Annotated in this window: 18 protein-coding genes and 1 riboswitch; of the genes, 11 read left to right on the top strand and 7 right to left on the bottom strand. The window is 67.8% G+C overall.

Features of this window, described 5'->3' with window-relative positions; translation table 11 throughout:
* Window positions 1-6: 6 nt before the first annotated feature.
* On the bottom strand, window positions 7-852 hold the full coding sequence (locus AC1RTA_RS00330; protein WP_492783682.1) for a DODA-type extradiol aromatic ring-opening family dioxygenase: 846 nt from the start codon (window positions 850-852) through the stop codon (window positions 7-9).
* 139 nt (window positions 853-991) lie between these two features.
* Here AC1RTA_RS00330 and AC1RTA_RS00325 point away from each other — a divergent pair, with 139 nt between their 5' ends.
* Complete coding sequence (locus AC1RTA_RS00325; RefSeq protein ID WP_492783681.1) at window positions 992-1,873, top strand: LysR family transcriptional regulator; 882 nt, start codon at window positions 992-994, stop codon at window positions 1,871-1,873.
* Window positions 1,874-1,879: 6 nt separating this feature from the next.
* On the opposite strand, the gene AC1RTA_RS00320 is transcribed toward AC1RTA_RS00325, so the two are convergent.
* The 3 genes from AC1RTA_RS00320 to AC1RTA_RS00310 all read right to left on the bottom strand — a co-directional run bounded on the left by AC1RTA_RS00320 (window position 1,880) and on the right by AC1RTA_RS00310 (window position 3,483).
* Window positions 1,880-2,572, bottom strand: a complete 693-nt coding sequence (locus AC1RTA_RS00320; RefSeq protein WP_492783680.1) for a hypothetical protein — start codon at window positions 2,570-2,572, stop codon at window positions 1,880-1,882.
* A 121-nt stretch (window positions 2,573-2,693) separates the two neighbouring features.
* Entirely contained in the window at window positions 2,694-3,086 is a 393-nt protein-coding gene (locus AC1RTA_RS00315) for a carboxymuconolactone decarboxylase family protein (protein ID WP_492783679.1), read from the bottom strand.
* Window positions 3,019-3,483 (bottom strand): MerR family transcriptional regulator, encoded by a 465-nt coding sequence (locus AC1RTA_RS00310; protein ID WP_492783678.1) that lies wholly within the window; start codon window positions 3,481-3,483, stop codon window positions 3,019-3,021. Before AC1RTA_RS00310 ends, AC1RTA_RS00315 begins: the two co-directional genes overlap by 68 nt.
* Before the next feature lie 140 nt (window positions 3,484-3,623).
* Between AC1RTA_RS00310 and AC1RTA_RS00305 the strand changes: the two genes are divergently transcribed.
* From AC1RTA_RS00305 to AC1RTA_RS00290, 4 genes are all read left to right on the top strand, one after another.
* Window positions 3,624-4,592, top strand: a complete 969-nt coding sequence (locus tag AC1RTA_RS00305; RefSeq protein ID WP_152089273.1) for an MBL fold metallo-hydrolase — start codon at window positions 3,624-3,626, stop codon at window positions 4,590-4,592.
* A 294-nt stretch (window positions 4,593-4,886) separates the two neighbouring features.
* Complete coding sequence (locus AC1RTA_RS00300) at window positions 4,887-5,255, top strand: hypothetical protein (protein ID WP_205230054.1); 369 nt, start codon at window positions 4,887-4,889, stop codon at window positions 5,253-5,255.
* Between the two features lie 213 nt (window positions 5,256-5,468).
* Window positions 5,469-8,165 carry an aconitate hydratase AcnA gene (gene acnA, locus AC1RTA_RS00295; RefSeq protein WP_492783677.1) on the top strand — a complete coding sequence of 899 codons (2,697 nt, stop codon included), beginning with the start codon at window positions 5,469-5,471 and terminating at the stop codon, window positions 8,163-8,165.
* Between the two features lie 396 nt (window positions 8,166-8,561).
* A complete protein-coding gene (locus tag AC1RTA_RS00290; RefSeq protein WP_492783676.1) occupies window positions 8,562-9,929 on the top strand; it encodes an EAL and HDOD domain-containing protein in 1,368 nt (455 codons plus the stop codon).
* A 141-nt stretch (window positions 9,930-10,070) separates the two neighbouring features.
* Here the strand turns inward: AC1RTA_RS00290 and AC1RTA_RS00285 are convergent, their stop codons facing one another.
* The gene (locus tag AC1RTA_RS00285; protein WP_014237398.1) at window positions 10,071-10,292 is read right to left on the bottom strand and encodes an RNA-binding S4 domain-containing protein; all 222 of its coding nucleotides are present in this window, start codon (window positions 10,290-10,292) and stop codon (window positions 10,071-10,073) included.
* A gap of 157 nt (window positions 10,293-10,449) precedes the next feature.
* Between AC1RTA_RS00285 and AC1RTA_RS00280 the strand changes: the two genes are divergently transcribed.
* The 4 genes from AC1RTA_RS00280 to AC1RTA_RS00265 are packed head-to-tail and all read left to right on the top strand — an operon-like array spanning window position 10,450 to window position 14,068.
* Window positions 10,450-10,998 (top strand): TetR/AcrR family transcriptional regulator, encoded by a 549-nt coding sequence (locus AC1RTA_RS00280; RefSeq protein ID WP_130458415.1) that lies wholly within the window; start codon window positions 10,450-10,452, stop codon window positions 10,996-10,998.
* Window positions 10,995-11,960, top strand: coding sequence for an HlyD family secretion protein (locus AC1RTA_RS00275; RefSeq protein ID WP_492783675.1), 966 nt, complete (start codon window positions 10,995-10,997; stop codon window positions 11,958-11,960). The genes AC1RTA_RS00280 and AC1RTA_RS00275 overlap by 4 nt, the downstream gene beginning before the upstream one ends.
* Before the next feature lie 13 nt (window positions 11,961-11,973).
* On the top strand, window positions 11,974-12,906 hold the full coding sequence (locus tag AC1RTA_RS00270; RefSeq protein ID WP_416242593.1) for an ABC transporter ATP-binding protein: 933 nt from the start codon (window positions 11,974-11,976) through the stop codon (window positions 12,904-12,906).
* 4 nt (window positions 12,907-12,910) lie between these two features.
* Window positions 12,911-14,068, top strand: coding sequence for an ABC transporter permease (locus AC1RTA_RS00265; protein WP_492783674.1), 1,158 nt, complete (start codon window positions 12,911-12,913; stop codon window positions 14,066-14,068).
* Between the two features lie 4 nt (window positions 14,069-14,072).
* On the opposite strand, the gene AC1RTA_RS00260 is transcribed toward AC1RTA_RS00265, so the two are convergent.
* Together AC1RTA_RS00260 and AC1RTA_RS00255 are read right to left on the bottom strand one after the other, a co-directional pair.
* Window positions 14,073-14,984, bottom strand: a complete 912-nt coding sequence (locus tag AC1RTA_RS00260; protein ID WP_014237393.1) for an HDOD domain-containing protein — start codon at window positions 14,982-14,984, stop codon at window positions 14,073-14,075.
* 88 nt (window positions 14,985-15,072) lie between these two features.
* A riboswitch (cyclic di-GMP riboswitch) is annotated at window positions 15,073-15,168 on the bottom strand.
* A 70-nt stretch (window positions 15,169-15,238) separates the two neighbouring features.
* Window positions 15,239-15,580: a YkgJ family cysteine cluster protein gene (locus AC1RTA_RS00255; RefSeq protein WP_130458410.1), complete on the bottom strand. Its 342-nt coding sequence runs from the start codon at window positions 15,578-15,580 to the stop codon at window positions 15,239-15,241.
* A 384-nt stretch (window positions 15,581-15,964) separates the two neighbouring features.
* Between AC1RTA_RS00255 and AC1RTA_RS00250 the strand changes: the two genes are divergently transcribed.
* Together AC1RTA_RS00250 and AC1RTA_RS00245 are read left to right on the top strand one after the other, a co-directional pair.
* Complete coding sequence (locus tag AC1RTA_RS00250; RefSeq protein ID WP_492783673.1) at window positions 15,965-16,558, top strand: DUF6776 family protein; 594 nt, start codon at window positions 15,965-15,967, stop codon at window positions 16,556-16,558.
* Window positions 16,555-17,004, top strand: coding sequence for a bactofilin family protein (locus AC1RTA_RS00245; RefSeq protein WP_130458409.1), 450 nt, complete (start codon window positions 16,555-16,557; stop codon window positions 17,002-17,004). Before AC1RTA_RS00250 ends, AC1RTA_RS00245 begins: the two co-directional genes overlap by 4 nt.
* Window positions 17,005-17,006 lie beyond the last annotated feature (2 nt).

Raw genomic sequence — 17,006 nt, 5'->3', positions numbered from 1 at the left:
CTCGCTTCAGTGGGCAGCTACCGCGGCGGACACCGGGGTAGACGCGGAATGGTCGATTTGGTTTGCCCCCCCGGCGGTGACGCCGAAGGCATAGCTGTCCATGCCGATCACGCCATAGACCAGGCCCCCTTCCAGGCGGCGGGCGGCAGCCCAGTCCTCGCCGGCGGCACCGATGGCCACCAGCAGGGGCTGCAGGTGTTCGTCGGTGGGATGGGCGCGCACCGCGTGGGGTGCCCGGCGGCGCAGGTCCAGCAGGGCGTCCAGGTCGCCGGCGGCGATGGTGTCAGCCACCCACTCCATGAACTCCCGGGCATAGGCCGCTTCGCCGCCGCCCAGGCGGAAGTCCATCAGGTTGTGGGTGATGCTGCCGGAGGCCAGCAGCAGCACGCCCTGCTGCCGCAGGGGCGCCAGGGCCCGGCCCAGGGCCAGCAGCACCTGGGGCGAACCGGTCATGGGCAGGGACAGCTGCACCACCGGCACGTCGGCTTGCGGGTAGAGGTGCATGAGAGGTACCCAAGCGCCGTGGTCCAGGCCCCGGTGGGGATTGCTGCGACCGGGGAAGCCGGCCCGGGCCAAGGCCTCCAGGACCTCGGCCGCCACCTCGGGGGCACCGGCGGCCGGGTAGCGCAACTGGTACAGGGCCTCCGGGAAGCCGCCGAAGTCGTGGATGGTCTCGGGCCGGGGGCTGGTGGCCACTTCCAGGCCGGCGGTGATCCAGTGGGGGGACACCACCACCACCGCCCGGGGCTTGGGCAGTTGCCGCCCCAGGGCCGTCAGCCGGGGGCCGATGATGCCGGGCTCCAGGGCGAAGGTCGGCGCGCCGTGGGAAATGAACAGGGTGGGCAGGGTCATGGTGCGGTCCCTCGAAAGTGGGCGGCAACAGGTGTGGCCGCTATGGAACGTACTTTATTGAACCGACGATTGAAGATAAATATACAATCCAGTGACTAACTGTTTTTATATTCGGAACAAAATGGACAGATTCCGGGAAATGGAAGCCTTCGTTGCCGTGGTGGACAGCGGCAGCTTCGTCAAGGCGGCGGACCAGCTGCGCAGTTCCAAGGCCGCCGTATCGCGCCTGGTGCAGGACCTGGAAAGCCGCCTGGGCGCCCGCCTCCTGCATCGCACCACCCGCCGCCTGTCCCTCACCGAGGCCGGCCGCCTCTACCTGGAACGCAGCAAGCAGATCCTGGAAGAACTGGAGGACGCGGACAGCGCCGTGGGCCTCACCACCAACCGGGCCGTGGGCCAGCTCAAGGTCAACGCCCCCCTCTCCTTCGGCGTGCTGCACCTGGCGCCGCTGTGGGGCGCCTTTCTCGCCACCCATCCGGAAGTGAGCCTGGATGTGAGCCTCAACGATCGGGTGGTGGATCTGGTGGAGGAAGGCTACGACCTGGCGGTGCGCATCACCCGCCTGCCCGACTCCTCCCTGGTTTCCCGGCGCCTGGCCAGCACCCGCATCCTGCTCTGCGCCTCGCCCCAGTACCTGGCGGCCCACGGCACGCCCCAGACCCTGGCGGACCTGGCCCGGCACCAGTTCATCGGCTACAGCTATTCCCCCAGCGGCGACACCCTGGAACTGGAAGGCCCCCACGGCATGGAAAGCGTCAATCTCCGCCCCCGCTTCCACGCCAACAACGGCGACACCTGCCGCGCCGCCGCCCTGGACCACCAGGGCATCGTCTTCCAGCCCACCTTCCTCTGCCACCAGGACCTGGCCAGCGGCCGCCTGGTGCCCATCCTGCCCCAGTACAAGCAGCGGGAACTGGGCATCTACGCCGTCTATCCCTCACGCAAGCACCTCTCGGGCAAGGTGCGGGCCCTGGTCAATTTCCTGGCAACGGCCTTCGAGCAGGCGCCCTGGGAGAACTAGCCCCCGTCAGCTGCGGGAAAGCAGCCCCAGGAAAGGCACCATGCGGATCAGGAACTGCAGCAGCGGTACGGCAACGACCAGTACCAGCAGCACCCGCGCCACCTTGCCCCAAACCGGCCGGGCGGTATTGTCGCTGCAACGCCAGACCAGGACCGTCACGCTCAAAAGCAGCGTCCACACAAAACCGACGGTCAATGGAAATACGAACATGGACAGCAGCACCTGGGTCTTTCCGTCCAGGTTCCCGATGAGGACATTGACGACAAGGCTGGCGAGGAAGGGCTCCGGAACATAGACAAGCCAGAAGGCCTTCCACAACGGCAGGCGCCCCTGCAGCAGGTCGGCCACGAAGCCGCTTCCTGTATCCGTCGGCTCCGGTTCCCTGGGCTGCGCTGGACGGCGCATTTCCCGGAACAGCAGCAGCAAGGACAGGCCGCTCGAGAGCATAAGCAGGGACAGGCCCCATACTGCCAGGGTGATTCCGCTTTGACGGAAATCGACCGCTGCATGCAGCAAACTGAGGGCCAGTTGCCGCAGGATGCCGACATCGTTCAATTGGCCGATATCGGCCGCCATGCCTCCGGCCATGACCGCGGCGCCGGACAGGGACAGAAGCCAGTAGAGATAAAAGGCTGCCAGGCCGGTGAAGAAGGACCAGGTATTGAGCAACAACAAGGCGAGGCGGGCGGAAGGATACATGGGGTGGCGCGACATTTTCCGGACCATGACATGTGCAAGAGCAGGACCATAACCTGCCGCCCCTTACAACGACAAGGGGCATCCGGGACTCCCGCCCCGGGGAACATCGCCGCCGTCCCGCTCACCCGGCTTCGGCAAACACCTCCTGCGCCGCAAACAGGCCGTTGAGGGCCGCCGGAAAGCCGGCATAGACGGCCATCTGCATGATGGTCTCCACCACCTCTTGACGGCTCACACCCACGTTGAGGGCGCCCTGGATGTGCACCTTGAGCTGGGGCGCCGCATTGCCCAGGGCCGTCAGGGCCGCCACCACGGCGATTTCCCGGGAGCGCAGGTCCAGGCCCGGGCGGCTGTAGATGTCGCCGAAGGGAAATTCGATCAGGTAGCGGGCAAAATCCGGGGCAATATCGGCCAGGCTGGCCACCACCTTTTCCCCGGCCTGGCCGTCAATCTCCTGCAGCTTTGCCAGGCCTCTGGCGTAACGCTCGTTTTGCATCGCTTCGGACTTTTCCATGGGAGGCTCCTTTTGCCTTGGGTTGGATGGATGAAGCCTCCAGCTGCCGGTAATGCTCGACCTTGCCGGCCAGCACCGCCGCCGTTTCCTCCAGCTGGCGGATGTTCCGCCGCACGCCCTCCAGGTGCCGCTCCAGCATTTCCCGGCGCGCCCCGGCGGTGGCTTCGCCTTGCCGACGCAGCTCGGCGAATTGCTGCATCTGCCGCACCGGCATGCCGGTACTGCGCAGGCGCAACAGGAAGGCCAGCCAGGCCATGTCGTCAGGCACGTAGCGGCGCTGTCCTCCCGGCCCCCGGGGCACCGCGCCGATGAGGCCGATGCGCTCGTAGTAGCGCAGGGTGTCGGGACTCAGGCCGGTGCTGGCGGCCGCTTCCTGGATGGAGAGATAGGGCTTCATGGCAGGCATCCTAAAAGCTGGAGCGCACTCCAGGTCAAGGGATAAAAGACGGGGAAACAGTCCTTGCGGCGAGCCCCGCGTCATAGGCTACACTCCTCTCCTTCTCCCATCATCCCAAACCCATAACAGGAGATTTCCCCATGCAACTGCGCCGCTCACTGCTGGCCCTTTCCGCCGCCCTCCTTTTCCTCGCGCCCCTGGCCCGGGCCGAAGCGCCCCAGGTGCAGACCCAGGTGCCCGGCTACTACCGCACCCAGCTGGGCGACTTCGAGGTAACCGCCCTCTACGACGGCGCCATCGAGCTGGAGACCAAGCTGCTGAAGAACGCCCGGCCCCAGGACCTGAACTCCCTGCTGGCCCGCATGTTCGTCGGCAACCCGAAGATGCAGACGGCGGTGAACGCCTACCTGATCAACACCGGCAAGAACCTGGTGCTGGTGGATACGGGCGCCGCCAAGCTGTTCGGCCCCTCCCTCGGCAACATCGCCGCCAACCTGAAGGCGGCCGGCTACAGCCTGGAGCAGGTGGACACGGTGGTGCTGACCCACCTCCACGCCGACCACATGGGCGGCCTCAACGACGCCGGAGGCCAGCCCATCTTCCCCAAGGCCCGCATCCTGGCGGCCCAGGAAGACAATGATTTCTGGCTCTCGGAAAAGGTGGCCGCCGCCGCGCCGGAAGGCATGCAGCCCTTCTTCAAGCTGTCCCGGGACAGCGCCGCACCCTATCTGGCCAAGGGCCAATGGGCTACCTTCGCCGCCGGCAGCGAGCTGGTGCCGGGCATCCGGGCGGTCAAGGCCAACGGCCACACCCCCGGCCACACTGCCTTCGCCGTGGAGTCCAAAGGCCAGAAGCTGCTCATCTGGGGCGACCTGGTCCATGCCCACGCCGTGCAGTTCGCCAAGCCCGGCGTCTCCATCGAGTTCGACGTGGACCAGAAGCAGGCCATCGCCACGCGCAAGGCCATCATGAAGGAAGCCGCCGCCAGCAAGGTCCTGGTGGGCGGCATGCACCTGCCCTTCCCCGGCCTCGGCCACGTCCGCGCCGAAGGCAAGGGCAGCTACGCCTGGGTGCCGGTGGAGTTCGCGCCCCTGCCGGCCCGTCCCTAACTTCCGGCCCGTCCCCACAGTAACGGGAATGGAGCGATCCATTCCCGTTTTTCATGGCACCTGCCCTGAAAGCGTCACCAGTCCTTTATCTTCAGCATGCCATCGCCGGGATCGGCCAGGGGCGCGGCTTGCAGCCGAGGTGCCGGGCGCAGTGTGAAAGGGCTTCGGCATTTCCGGCATTGCAGCATAGAATCAGCACGGCCCGTAACGCCGGCAAAGGCGAAAAGGCCGCGTCTCCGTCCCCGGCCGGGGACGGCGCCACAACAAACCATAAACATCAAAGGAGAACGCAACATGCAGCAAACCCTCACCCGCATCGCCATCGTCACGGCCCGCCTGGCCGGCACCGCCGCCCTCATTCTCGGCATCCTGCTCTGGCTCGGCCAGGGCGGCGCCCTGCTCCACGCCCACATGGGCACCGGCGCCCTGCTGGTGCTGTCCCTGTGGCTGCTGTCCCTGCTCGGTCTCAAGGCCGCCCCGGCCCTGGCCATCCTCGGCGCCACCTGGGGCGTCGTGGTGCTGGCCCTGGGCGTGTTCCAGACCGCCCTGCTGCCCGGCGACTACCATTGGCTGGTCCAGGCCGCCCACCTGCTGATCGGCATCAGCGCCATGGTTCAGACCGAGCGCCTCGCCGCCGCCATCGGCCGCGCCAACGCCGCCTGAGGACGAACGCCCCACACCCCAGGGCGGCCCGCGGGCCGCCCTTTTTCTTGCCCGGCGTTTTGCTCCGGCGGCCCGCCCGCCCCGAGGCTGGGCAACGGCCGACAGACACGCCACGCCCGCCCGGGGGGGCCGTGACATGGGTGGCCACATTTCCGGAACGTTCGGCCGGCGGCGGACTCAGTACCCATGTCCCTCCCCTTTTCCGGAGCCGTCATGACCACTGATTCCTTTTCCACCCTGCAGCCCCTGGCCACCGCCCGGGGGCCCATCGGCCTCTTCCACTCCCTGCCTGCCCTGGAGGCCACCGGCATCGGCCCCGTGTCCCGCCTGCCGGTGTCCCTGCGCATCGTCCTCGAAGCCCTGCTGCGCCACTGCGACGGCCGCCGGGTGACGCCCCGGCACGTGCACCAGCTGGCCAACTGGCAGCCCCGGGCGGAACGCACCGAGGAAATTCCCTTCGTCGTCGCCCGGGTGGTGCTGCAGGACTTCACCGGCGTGCCCCTGCTCTGCGATCTGGCCGCCATGCGCGATGCGGCGGCGGCCCAGGGCACGGACCCCAAGCGCATCGAGCCCCTGGTGCCGGTGGACCTGGTGGTGGACCACTCGGTACAGGTGGACGAGTACGGCACCCCCACGGCCCTGCGCCGCAACATGGAGCTGGAGTTCCAGCGCAACGCCGAGCGCTACCAGTTCATGAAATGGGGCATGCAGGCCTTCGACACCTTCAAGGTGGTGCCGCCGGGCATCGGCATCGTGCACCAGGTGAACCTGGAATACCTGTTCCGCGGCGTGCGCCGCCAGGGCGAACTGCTGTTCCCGGACACCCTGGTGGGCACCGACTCCCACACCACCATGATCAACGGCGTCGGCGTCGTCGGCTGGGGCGTCGGCGGCATCGAGGCGGAGGCGGCCATGCTCGGCCAGCCGGTGTATTTCCTCACTCCCGACGTGGTCGGCGTGGAACTGCGCGGCCGCCTCAACGAGGGCGTCACCGCCACCGACCTGGTGCTCACCGTCACCGAACTGCTGCGCCGGGAAAAGGTGGTGGGCAAGTTCGTCGAATTCTTCGGCCCCGGCACCACCAGCCTGTCCCTCACCGACCGGGCCACCATCGCCAACATGGCGCCCGAGTACGGCGCCACCATGGGCTTTTTCCCGGTGGACGAGAAGACCGTGGACTACCTGCGCCAGACCGGCCGCAACGAGGCCGAGGTGGAAGCCTTCGAGGCCTACTTCCGCGCCCAGGGCCTGTTCGGCGCCCCCCGGGCCGGCGACATCGACTACAGCACCCAGCTGAGCCTGGACCTGGCCACCATCGTGCCCTCCCTGGCCGGCCCCAAGCGGCCCCAGGACCGCATCAATCTGTCCGACATGGGCCGCAGTTTCGACACCCTGTTCAGCCAGCCCACCAGCGCCAACGGCTTCGGCAAGCCGGCCGAACAACTGCCGCAGCGCCAGCCCACGGCCCGGGCGGGCGTGGACCTGGGCCACGGCGACGTGCTCATCGCCGCCATCACCTCCTGCACCAACACCTCCAATCCGGCGGTGCTGATCGCCGCCGGCCTGCTGGCGAAAAAGGCGGTGGACAAAGGTCTCTCGGTGCAGCCCCACATCAAGACCTCCCTCGCCCCCGGTTCCCGGGTGGTCACCGACTATCTGGAAAAGGCCGGCCTGCTGGCGCCCCTGGCCCAACTGGGCTTCGCCCTAGCAGGCTACGGCTGCACCACCTGCATCGGCAATGCGGGGGACCTGGCGCCCGAATTCAACCAGGCCATCGCCGAGCGGGACCTGGTGGTGGCCGCCGTGCTCTCCGGCAACCGCAATTTCGAGGCCCGCATCCATCCCGCCATCCGCGCCAACTACCTGGCCTCGCCGCCCCTGGTGGTGGCCTTCGCCATCGCCGGCCGGGTCAATGTGGATCTCACCACCACGCCCCTGGGCACGGGCCGCGACGGCCAGCCGGTGTACCTGCGGGAGATCTGGCCCAGCTCGGAAGAAATCGCCGCCGTGCTGCCCTTCGCCCAGGACCCGGCCACCTACCGCCGCCTCTACGCGGACTTCACCCGGGACCACGACCTGTGGAACGCGGTGCCGGCGCCGGAGGGACAAATCTACGACTGGCCGCCCTCCACCTACATCGCCCGGCCGCCCTTCTTCGACGGCTTCACTGTCGAGCCGCCGCCCCTGGCGCCCATCAACGGTGCCCGGGCCCTGCTGGTGCTGGGAGACTCGGTCACCACCGACCACATTTCCCCCGCCGGTTCCTTCAAGGCGGCCACCCCGGCGGGCCAGTGGCTCACCGCCCAGGGCGTGAAGTCCCTGGACTTCAATTCCTACGGCTCCCGCCGCGGCCACCACGAGGTCATGGTGCGCGGCACCTTCGCCAACGTGCGGGTGAAGAACCTGATGCTGCCGCCCAAGGCAGACGGCAGCCCGGTGGAAGGCGGCTACACCCTGCTCGACGGGCAGCAGGTGACGGTGTTCGAGGCCGCCAGCGCCTACCAGCAGCGGGGCACCCCCACCCTGGTCTTCGCCGGCGAGGAATACGGCACCGGCTCCTCCCGGGACTGGGCCGCCAAGGGCACCCGGCTCCTCGGCGTGCGGGCCGTGGTGGCCCGCAGCTTCGAGCGCATCCACCGGGCCAACCTGGTGGGCATGGGGGTGCTGCCCCTGCAGTTCAAGGCCGGCACCAGCGCCGCCAGCCTGGGCCTGGACGGCAGCGAACGCTTCGACCTGCCCGGCGCCGACGGTCCCCTGCAAGCCCAGCAGGACCTGATGCTGCGCATCACCCGCAGCGACGGACGGGTGGAGCAAGTGCCCCTGCTGTGTCGCATCGACACCCCCATCGAGGTGGAATACTTCCGCCACGGTGGCATCCTGCCCTACGTGCTGCGCCAGTTGCTGAGCTAGGCGGCAAGCCGGATAACAAGGCCTCCGCCTGTTTTTTAGGCGGAGGCCAAAAACCCTGGCGGGTGACGTACTTAGGTGATTTGCCCACTGCTTTTCCACAGGCTTGTTCCCCTAAAAGGTGGATAAAGGCGTTTTATCCACCGGCGGAACCCCGCGCCAATGCTCGATCTGCGGCCCATCCCCCGGTTTTGCCCCGATTGCCGTTTTTTTAGGCGGAGAGCAAAAACAGCGATGAATCAGGGGGCTGGCGCGCTTATCCCCGGCCTATCCACAGACTTGCTCCGGTGAATCGGGGATAAGATTTAGCGCCCCGACTGCCAACTTTTGACAGCTTTCCACCCCGGCGAGGGACGTAAAATAACGGGTTACAACAACCCACAATAAAATCCCCGACCCATGGTTTTTGGCAAACTCATCGGCCGTCTCACCGGCCAGGACGACACCCCGCTCCAGCCCCTGCCCCTTTCCGCCCTGGTGACGACGCCCATCGTCGATCCGGCCGTGGCGGCCCAACAACGGCAACGGGCCGCCGCCGAAGCCATGCTGCGGCGTGAAGAAATCATCGACAGCCGCAACCGTCTCTGCGGCTACCGCTTTTCCACCGCCGGCAGCGCCGCCGGACAAACGTCACCCCAGGCCGACGCGCCGGCGGAAAGCGCTTTCCTCGCCGCCCTGGCAGAGATCGACCTGCCCGCCTTCGCCACCCGCCGCCTGGCCCTGGTGCCGATCTCCCGCGCCGCCCTGGCCGCTGGCGGCCACCTGCCCCTGCGGGCCGCCCGCAGCACCTTGCTGCTGGATGTGGAAGGTTCGGACGTGGAAGCCTGGCTGCCCCTGTTGCAGCAGGCCAGGGCGGATGGCTGCCGCCTCGCCCTGCGCGGCCTCACCCTGCTGCCGGAACACGCGCCCCTGCTGGCCCTGGCGGACCTGGCCCTGCTCCGCCTGGACGACTACGACCTCACCGATTTCCAGCGCCTGGCCCGGGGCCTGAAGGCGGCTGCGCCCCAGCTGGAGCTGGCCGCCGACGGCGTGCCCGGCTGGCCGGAACGCCGCATGTGCGCGGCCTGGGGCTTCGACTACTGCCTCGGCCCGTTCACCGTGCTGGCCGATTGCGAGGAACCCGAAGGCAAGCTGGACAACTCCCGGGTCGTGCTCATGGAAATGCTCAACCTGATCCGGGCCGAGGCCGACCTAGCGGACCTGGGGGCCGTGGCCAAGAAGGACCCGGGCATCGCCCTCAAGGTGCTGGCCCTGGCCAACTCCCCGGCAGCCGGCCTGTCGGCGCCGGTGGCCAGCCTGGAACAGGCCATCATGGTCCTGGGCCGGCAGCGCCTGTACCGCTGGCTCACCGTCGCCATGTTCCGCGTCGGCACGCCCCGGGACCGGGACGAGGCCCTGCTGGAAGTGGCCATGACCCGGGCCCGCTTCCTCGAAACCGTGGCCGACGGCGTGCTGGCCAAGAAGGATTGCGACGAGCTGTTCCTGGTGGGCCTGCTCTCCCTCTTCGACGTGCTGCTGGCCATGCCTCTGACCAAGGTGCTGCAGCTGATCAATCTGGCGGACGAGGTGACGGCCGTCCTGTTGCGCAGCGAGGGGCCCTACGCCCGCTTCCTGCAGCTGGCCCTGGCCGTGGAGCACGGCCCCAGCGCCCAGGCAGCGGACATCGCCGGCGAACTGGGCATCGATCCGGCGGGCCTCGGCAACACCAGCCAGCTGGCCCTGGCCTGGGCCGAAGAAGCCCTGGGCATCAGCGCCCCCGACCTCTAGCCTCGGTCGATTGGTCAACTGCCAATCCGACAGGCCGCAAGACAAAGGGCCGGCAACGCAAGTTGCCGGCCCTTTGTCTTGTGTGTCGCCGCACTCAGCCAACGCGGGAGCAGTCCCGCCCGGCCACTGCCTCCTGGGCGCTTAGGCCTCCTCGGCCACCAGCTGGATGGTCTCGCCGCCGAACTGCACCTTCTGCCCGGGGCGCAGCTTGGCCCGCTTGCGCGTTTCCACCTTGCCGTCCACCTTCACCTGGCCCTCGTCCACCATGATGTGGGCCTCGCCGCCGGAAGACACCAGGCTGGCCGCCTTGAGCAGTTGATCGAGCTGGATGTATTCGCCGCGCACGGGAAAAACGATGGCCATGAAAAATCCTTCAGAAAATGACGGCCGCTAAAGCCAAGGGCCGCATTGTCCCAGACTCAACCGGCAGCCACCACCGGCCCGGGCGAAATATTTTTGGTAAGCCCACCAAATCTTGGTAGAGTTACCAAACAGTATTCACCCACGGCATCCACCGACCATGAGCGTCAAGCAACGGCTCCTCGCCGCCGGCGTCACCCTGCTCCACGAACAGGGCCTGGCGGCCCTCACCCAGCCCCGCATCGCCAAGGCGGCCGGGGTCAGCCAGAGCCATCTCACCTATTACTTCCCCACCCGCAACGAACTGCTGCTGGCCATCGCCGAACAGTCGGTGAATGACGCCCTGACACGCCAGTTGGGCAGCCCGGAGGCCGACCCGGCCCAGGCCCTGGCCGCCGCCATGCGCTTCCTGCCTCGGGTGCGCATGCTGCTGGGCCTGGTGGCCGCCGCCGATCAGGAACCGTCCCTGCGGGAAGCGGTGAGCCGCCTGGTGGACCATGTGCGCCAATCCATCGCCCAATTGCTGAGCCACCTGGGCTACGCGCCGGAGGCGCCCCAGGTGCTGGTCTTCCACGCCGCCATCGTCGGCCTGGCGGTGATGAACCTGGGCCGCCAGAGCCCCCAATCCGAAGCGGAGCTGGCCGTGGGCCTGCGCCAGCTTCTGGCCCTCCTGCCCCATCCCACCGCCCCGGGGAGTCCCGCACCATGAAAAGCGCCACCCTGCCCCTGCTGCTCGCCGCCGCCCTGCCCCTGCTGGCTGCCTGCGGCCGCGACGCCGCCCCCGTCTACCCGGGTTACGTGGAAGGCGAATACCTCTACCTGGCGGCACCCCAGGCCGGCTACCTGAAGTCCCTGGAGACGCCCCGGGGCAGCCGGGTGAGCGAGGGCCAGGCCCTTTTTGCCGTGGCGGCGGACCCGGACGCCCAGGCCCTGGCCGAGGCCGAGGCCCGCATCGCCGCCGCCCGGGAAAAGGCGGAAAACCTCAAGGAACCGCGCCGGGCGCCGGAGATCGCCGGGCTGGAAGCCAATCTGCGGGCGGCCGAAGCGGGCCGCCGCCTGGCCCGCACCCGCCTCGACCAGCAGCAGGCCCTGGCGCGGCAGAACTTCGTCGCCCAGGCCAAGCTGGACGAAGCCCAGAGCGCCTTCGACCAGGCCCTGGCCCAGGAGGAGGCGGCCCGCCAGCAGCTGGCCACCTACCGCAGCACCCTGGGCCGCCAGGCCGAGATCAAAGGCGCCGAGGCCGACCTCCAGGCCGCCGCCGCCCTGGCGGCCCAGAAGCGCTGGGTGGTGGAGCGGAAGGCCGTCAGCGCGCCTGCCGCCGGCGAGGTGACGGAGACCTACTACCGTCCCGGCGAATGGGTGCCCGCCGGCGCCGCCGTGGCCAGCCTGCTGCCGGACAACCGCCGCAAGCTGCGCTTCTACGTGCCGGAAACGGCCCTGGCCGGGCTCAAGCCGGGACAGGCGGTGGAAGCGGCCTGCGACGGCTGCGCCCAGCCCATCCGCGCCAGCATCGACTTCATCGCGCCCCAGGCCGAATACACGCCGCCGGTGATCTACAGCCGGGGCAGCCGGGAAAAACTGGTGTTCCGCATCGAGGCGGCACCGGCCCCGGAGCAGGCCGCCAGCCTGCGTCCCGGCCTGCCGGTGGATGTGCGCCTGCTGGAGCGCTGAAATGGAAGCCGGGATGAACGACTCCCCGCTGGTCATCGACGTCACCGGCATCAACAAGCACTTCGGCGACAAGCACGTGGTGAAGGACCTGGCGCTGCAGGTGCGGCAGGGGGAAATCTTTGGCTTCCTCGGCCCCAACGGCAGCGGCAAGACCACCTCCATCCGCATGCTGTGTGGCCTGCTGACGCCGGACAGCGGCCAGGGCACCTGCCTGGGTCTGGACGTGTTGCGGGAGAGCGCCGCCATCAAGCGCCAGGTGGGCTACATGACCCAGAAGTTCTCCCTGTGGGACGACCTTACCATCGGCGAAAACCTGGATTTCGTCGCCCGCATGTTCGGCATGGAGCGGCGCCGGGAGGCGGTGGACCGGGCCCTGGAGGAACTGGGCCTGGCCGGCCGCCGCAGCCAGCTGGCCGGCACCCTTTCCGGCGGCTGGAAGCAGCGCCTGGCCCTGGCCTCCTGCCTGCTGCACCGGCCCCGGCTCTTGCTCCTGGACGAACCCACCGCCGGGGTGGACCCCAAGGCCCGGCGCGACTTCTGGGAGGAAATCCACCGCCTCTCCGCCGCCGGCATCACGGTGCTCGTATCCACCCATTACATGGACGAGGCCGAGCGCTGCCACCGTCTCGCCTACATCGCCTACGGCACCCTGCTGGCCTCGGGCACGGCGGAGCAGGTGGTGGCGGCCCAGGGCCTGCACACCCGGGAAATCAGCGGCGCCAGCCTGCACGGCCTGGGGGAGGCACTGCGGGGCCTGCCCGGGGTGGATCTGGTGGCCAGCTTCGGCAACGTGCTCCACGTCAGCGGCCGCGACGAGGCCAGGCTGCAAGCCAGTCTGGAAGCCTTCCTCCAGGGCAAGCCCATGGAGATGGCCGTCGTTCCTGCCTCTCTGGAGGATGCCTTCATCCACCTCATGCAGGGCAGTCCGGATCCGTTCCAGGGGTGATGCCATGAAACAGCGTCTGCAGAATTTCTCCCAAGCCTTCTCCTTCACCTTCTCCTTTTCCCGCTGGTTCGGCATCCTGCTCAAGGAGTTCATCCAGCTGAAGCGGGACCGGCTCACCTTCGGCATGATCGTCGGCATTCCCATCATCCAGCTGCTGCTGTTCGGCTTCGCCATCAACTCCGACCCCAAGCACCTGCCCACCGCCATCGTCATGGCCGACCCGGGCCCCTTCGCCCGCTCCTATGTGGCGGCGATGCAGAACAGCGACTACTTCAAGATCGTCGGCAGCGTGGACGAAAAAGAGGCCAACGCCCTGCTGAACCGCAGCCAGGTGCAGTTCGTCGTCACCTTCCCACCCGGCTTCCACCGGGACCTGGTGCGGGGCAAGGCACCGACCCTGCTGGTGGAGGCGGACGCCACCGATCCCATGGCCGCCGGTGGCGCCATTTCGGTGCTCAACAGACTGGGACTGGAGGTTTTCGCGCCCGACCTGCCGGGGCTGGAAAAGACCGCGACGCCGCCCCTGGACCTGCGGGTGCACCGCCGCTACAACCCGGAAGGGCTCACCTCCTACAACGTGGTGCCGGGCCTCCTGGGGGTGATCCTGACCATGACCATGGTGCTGATGACCGGCCTGGCCATGACCCGGGAACGGGAGCGGGGCACCTTCGAGAACCTGCTGGCGACGCCGGCCACCCCGGTGGAGGTGATGACCGGCAAGATCGTGCCCTACATCCTCATCGGCCTGATCCAGGTGACCCTGATCCTGCTCGCCGCCCGCTACATTTTCGACGTGCCCATGCACGGCAACCTGTTGCTGCTCTACGCCGTGGTACTGCTCTTCATCTGCGCCAACCTGACCCTGGGCATCACCTTCAGCTCCATCGCCCGCAACCAGTTGCAGGCCATGCAGATGACCTTCTTTTTCTTCCTGCCCTCCATGCTGCTCTCGGGCTTCATGTTCCCCTTCCGCGGCATGCCGGAGTGGGCCCAGGTGGTGGGCAATGTCCTGCCCCTCACCCATTTCCTGGTGCTGGTGCGGGGTATCCTGCTCAAGGGCAACGGCATCGACATGGTGTGGAGCGGCGTCTGGCCGATCCTGGCCTTCATCGCCGTGGTGCTGGGTATCGGCCTGCGCACCTTCCGCCGCACTCTGGACTGAAAACCTAGCCCCGGGCGGCGATGACGTCGCCCAGTTCCTCCAGCAGTTCCGGGTACAGCTCTTCCAGTTCGCCGTCGTCGAAACCCAGGTAGGCAAAAGCCTGCTCGCCCCACAGCTGCCACTCGGACTCCTCCGCCACCCCCAGGTAGCGGGCCGCCAGGTGCTCGGCCAGCAGGGACAGGGCGATCAGGGTGCGCACCTCGGCCGGCTCCCGCTCGTCCTCCAGCAGGGTCAGGTCGTGGTGGCCGCGGATGGCGCGGACGATCTTCTCCGGCAGCTGCCAATTGTGGGCCAGCATGGCGCCCACCATGACATGGCTGGTGGCATGGCGCTCGAACTCCACCTCGGGCACCGGCAGGCTGGAATGGTTGGCGGCCATGAGGGTTTCCTTGTAGTCGGGGAAACGCTGCATGAGGATGGGAATGCCGCAGTCGTGGAAAAGGCCGAAGGTGTAGGCATCCTCCACCGAGGTGCCGGGCAGGCGCCGGGCCAGGCAGCCGCAGATGGCGGCGTGCAGGTTGGAGCGTTCCCAGAAGCGCTCCATGCTGACCCCGCCGCCCTTGCCCAGGCTGCGCTGCAGCTCCAGGCCGGTCACCACCTTGAGGATGTTCTTCAGGCCCAGCACGGCCACCGCCTGCTGCACCGACTGCACCTTGGAGCGCAGGGCGAAGAAGGGGGAATTGGCGGTCTTCATCATGGACGCCGCCAGGCTGACGTCGCCGCTGATGAGACGGTTGATGCGCTGGAAATCCACGTCATCCTGGCGCGCCTCCTCCATCAGGGAAAGGACCACGCTGGGGCACGGCGGAATGGTGACGGTACTGAGGATGCCGTTGACGGTCTCCAGCTCGATGCTGGCTGCCATGGCAAGGGGAGCGGACGCCCCCGGGGAAAGCTCCGGAACTTCAGCAAACATGACCAACCTCCCAAACTCAATGGTTAGAGGGAATACACGTGGCTTGCGCCGAAGTCTCCTCGCAACCGGCCCGGGATGGCACGTTGCTTATGGCAGTCCCGCCGTCATGGAGCGCCCTTGCCGACGCCCGGTAGACCGGTGACTTTGCGCCCCCGCCTTTCGTACGGGTTTGCCTTTATCAATGGCGCCAACATTAGCACCGGGGCCGGCGGGGGGTCAATCGGGAGCAGCCCGCCAGCGCCGCGGCAAAGGTCTCAGGCAGGGTCCGCCAGGGGCGGCAAGCCGTGCTTCTGCCGGGCCCGGGCGCAGGCCTCGTCGGTGATGCCCAGTTCTGCCAGGGGATTGAACTCGCGGCAGGGCGAGGGCCGCTGGGCGTAACGGCTGCAGGAGACAGCCACCCCCACCTCGCCGCTCAGGGCGACGCAGCGGGGCGGGCTGGCATCGGTGCCGGCCATGCGCACCAGATGGGGCGTCACGGGCACCGTCAGGGCCAGGGGAATGCCGCCCTCCCAGGCGAAATTCCCGCCCTCCAGTTCGGCCGGATGGAAATCGACGCGGTAGGCGGCGCAGCAGGCGCCGCAGGACTGACAGACCATGACATGACTCGGATCAGAAGGGCCGCAACCGGGCCCGGGGAACGCGCCGCAAAGCGCTTGCGGGCGCCCATCATACCCAAGCCCGGGCCGCTTGAAAGCTGGAGCATTGGGGCAAAAAACACCGCCGGCAGCGGCCGTCCTCTCCCCCTAGGAATCACCCTAGGTAGTTTTTTTTGAAAAAAACATTTAATTTCATGGCTATGCTGCCGATATCTTAAGAAACAGCTTGAAGCATGGGGTCAATTGGGAAACAATCCGCCCCCCAAAGTCTTCTCAGCCAAGCCGAAATTCGTGCCCAGCCAGGAAGCCGCACCCTGCTGAACCGCCAAGCCATCCGGGCCGCGGTTAACTGACTGATAAAACTTTTACGACCGTTCGCGACCGATGCTGCCGACCCCCACCGTCCGGATCGAAGTCCCCAAACCCCTGTGGCACCGCGTGCTGCAGAAGCTGGCCATGGCCGGCGGCGTACTGCTGGCCCTGGCCCTCGCCTTCCGCGCCGGCCAGCATTTCCCCCTGCCTCCGGCAGCGGAGCCGGTCCCGGTGGCCATGGCCGTGCCGGCACCGCCGGAGCCCGCCGTGGCGGCAGCTCCCGCACCCCTGCCCCCGGCAACTCCGGATGCCGCCCCGACCGAGCAGGACGGACTGGAACTGAAGGCCTTTAGCGTGGCCCAGGACCCGGCACTGCCGGGCCAGCTGCGTTACCGCCTGACCCTGGCCAATAGCGGCCGCAAATTCAACGGCACCCTGCAATTCGCAGTGGCCGGAGAACAAGAGGGCAAACCGGCCACCTGGCGCTATCCCGCCGCCGGCGATGCCCCGGACCCGAAGTTGAAAGTGGAAGTCAGCCGTTTCCTCAGAACTGCAGGTGTCATCCCCCTACCGGACGGCTTCACTCCGCGCAACGTCACGGTAGATCTTCTCGAACCCAGCGGGGTTCGCTTGAGCCAACAGACAAGGATGGGACGTACATCATGAAAAATTCCAAACCCCTGCGCTTCGGCGCCAACGGCCTGCCCGACGTCGCCATGAAGGGCGTCATCCCCACCGGTACCACGGTCCACGGCGAAGTCGATTTCTGCGGCGGCCTGTGGGTGGACGGCAACGTGCGCGGCGACCTGCGCGGCAAGGAAGGCGAGACCCCGGTCATCGTGGTGAACCAGCAGGCCTTCGTCAAAGGCCACCTGCTGGCCGACCACGTGGTGGTCTATGGCACCGTCAGCGGCAATATCGAGGCCCGGGAAACCCTCTTCCTCGGCCCCACCGCCAAGGTCAAGGGCGGCCACGTGCGCTACGGCGAGCTGACCATCAGCGAGGGCGCCACCCTCACCGGGCATCTGGTGTGCAACAAGGTGGCCGAGGTCCAGGTCGAGCAGGACGAAGCGGCTCCCCGCCGCGTCACCAAGGTGCGCTCCACGGGCTGAGC

It is taken from the genome of Azospira sp. MPR-E4, assembly GCF_058809645.1.
The sequence above is the reverse complement of the archived record's forward strand: the minus strand, read 5'-3'. Positions and strand labels throughout refer to the sequence as shown.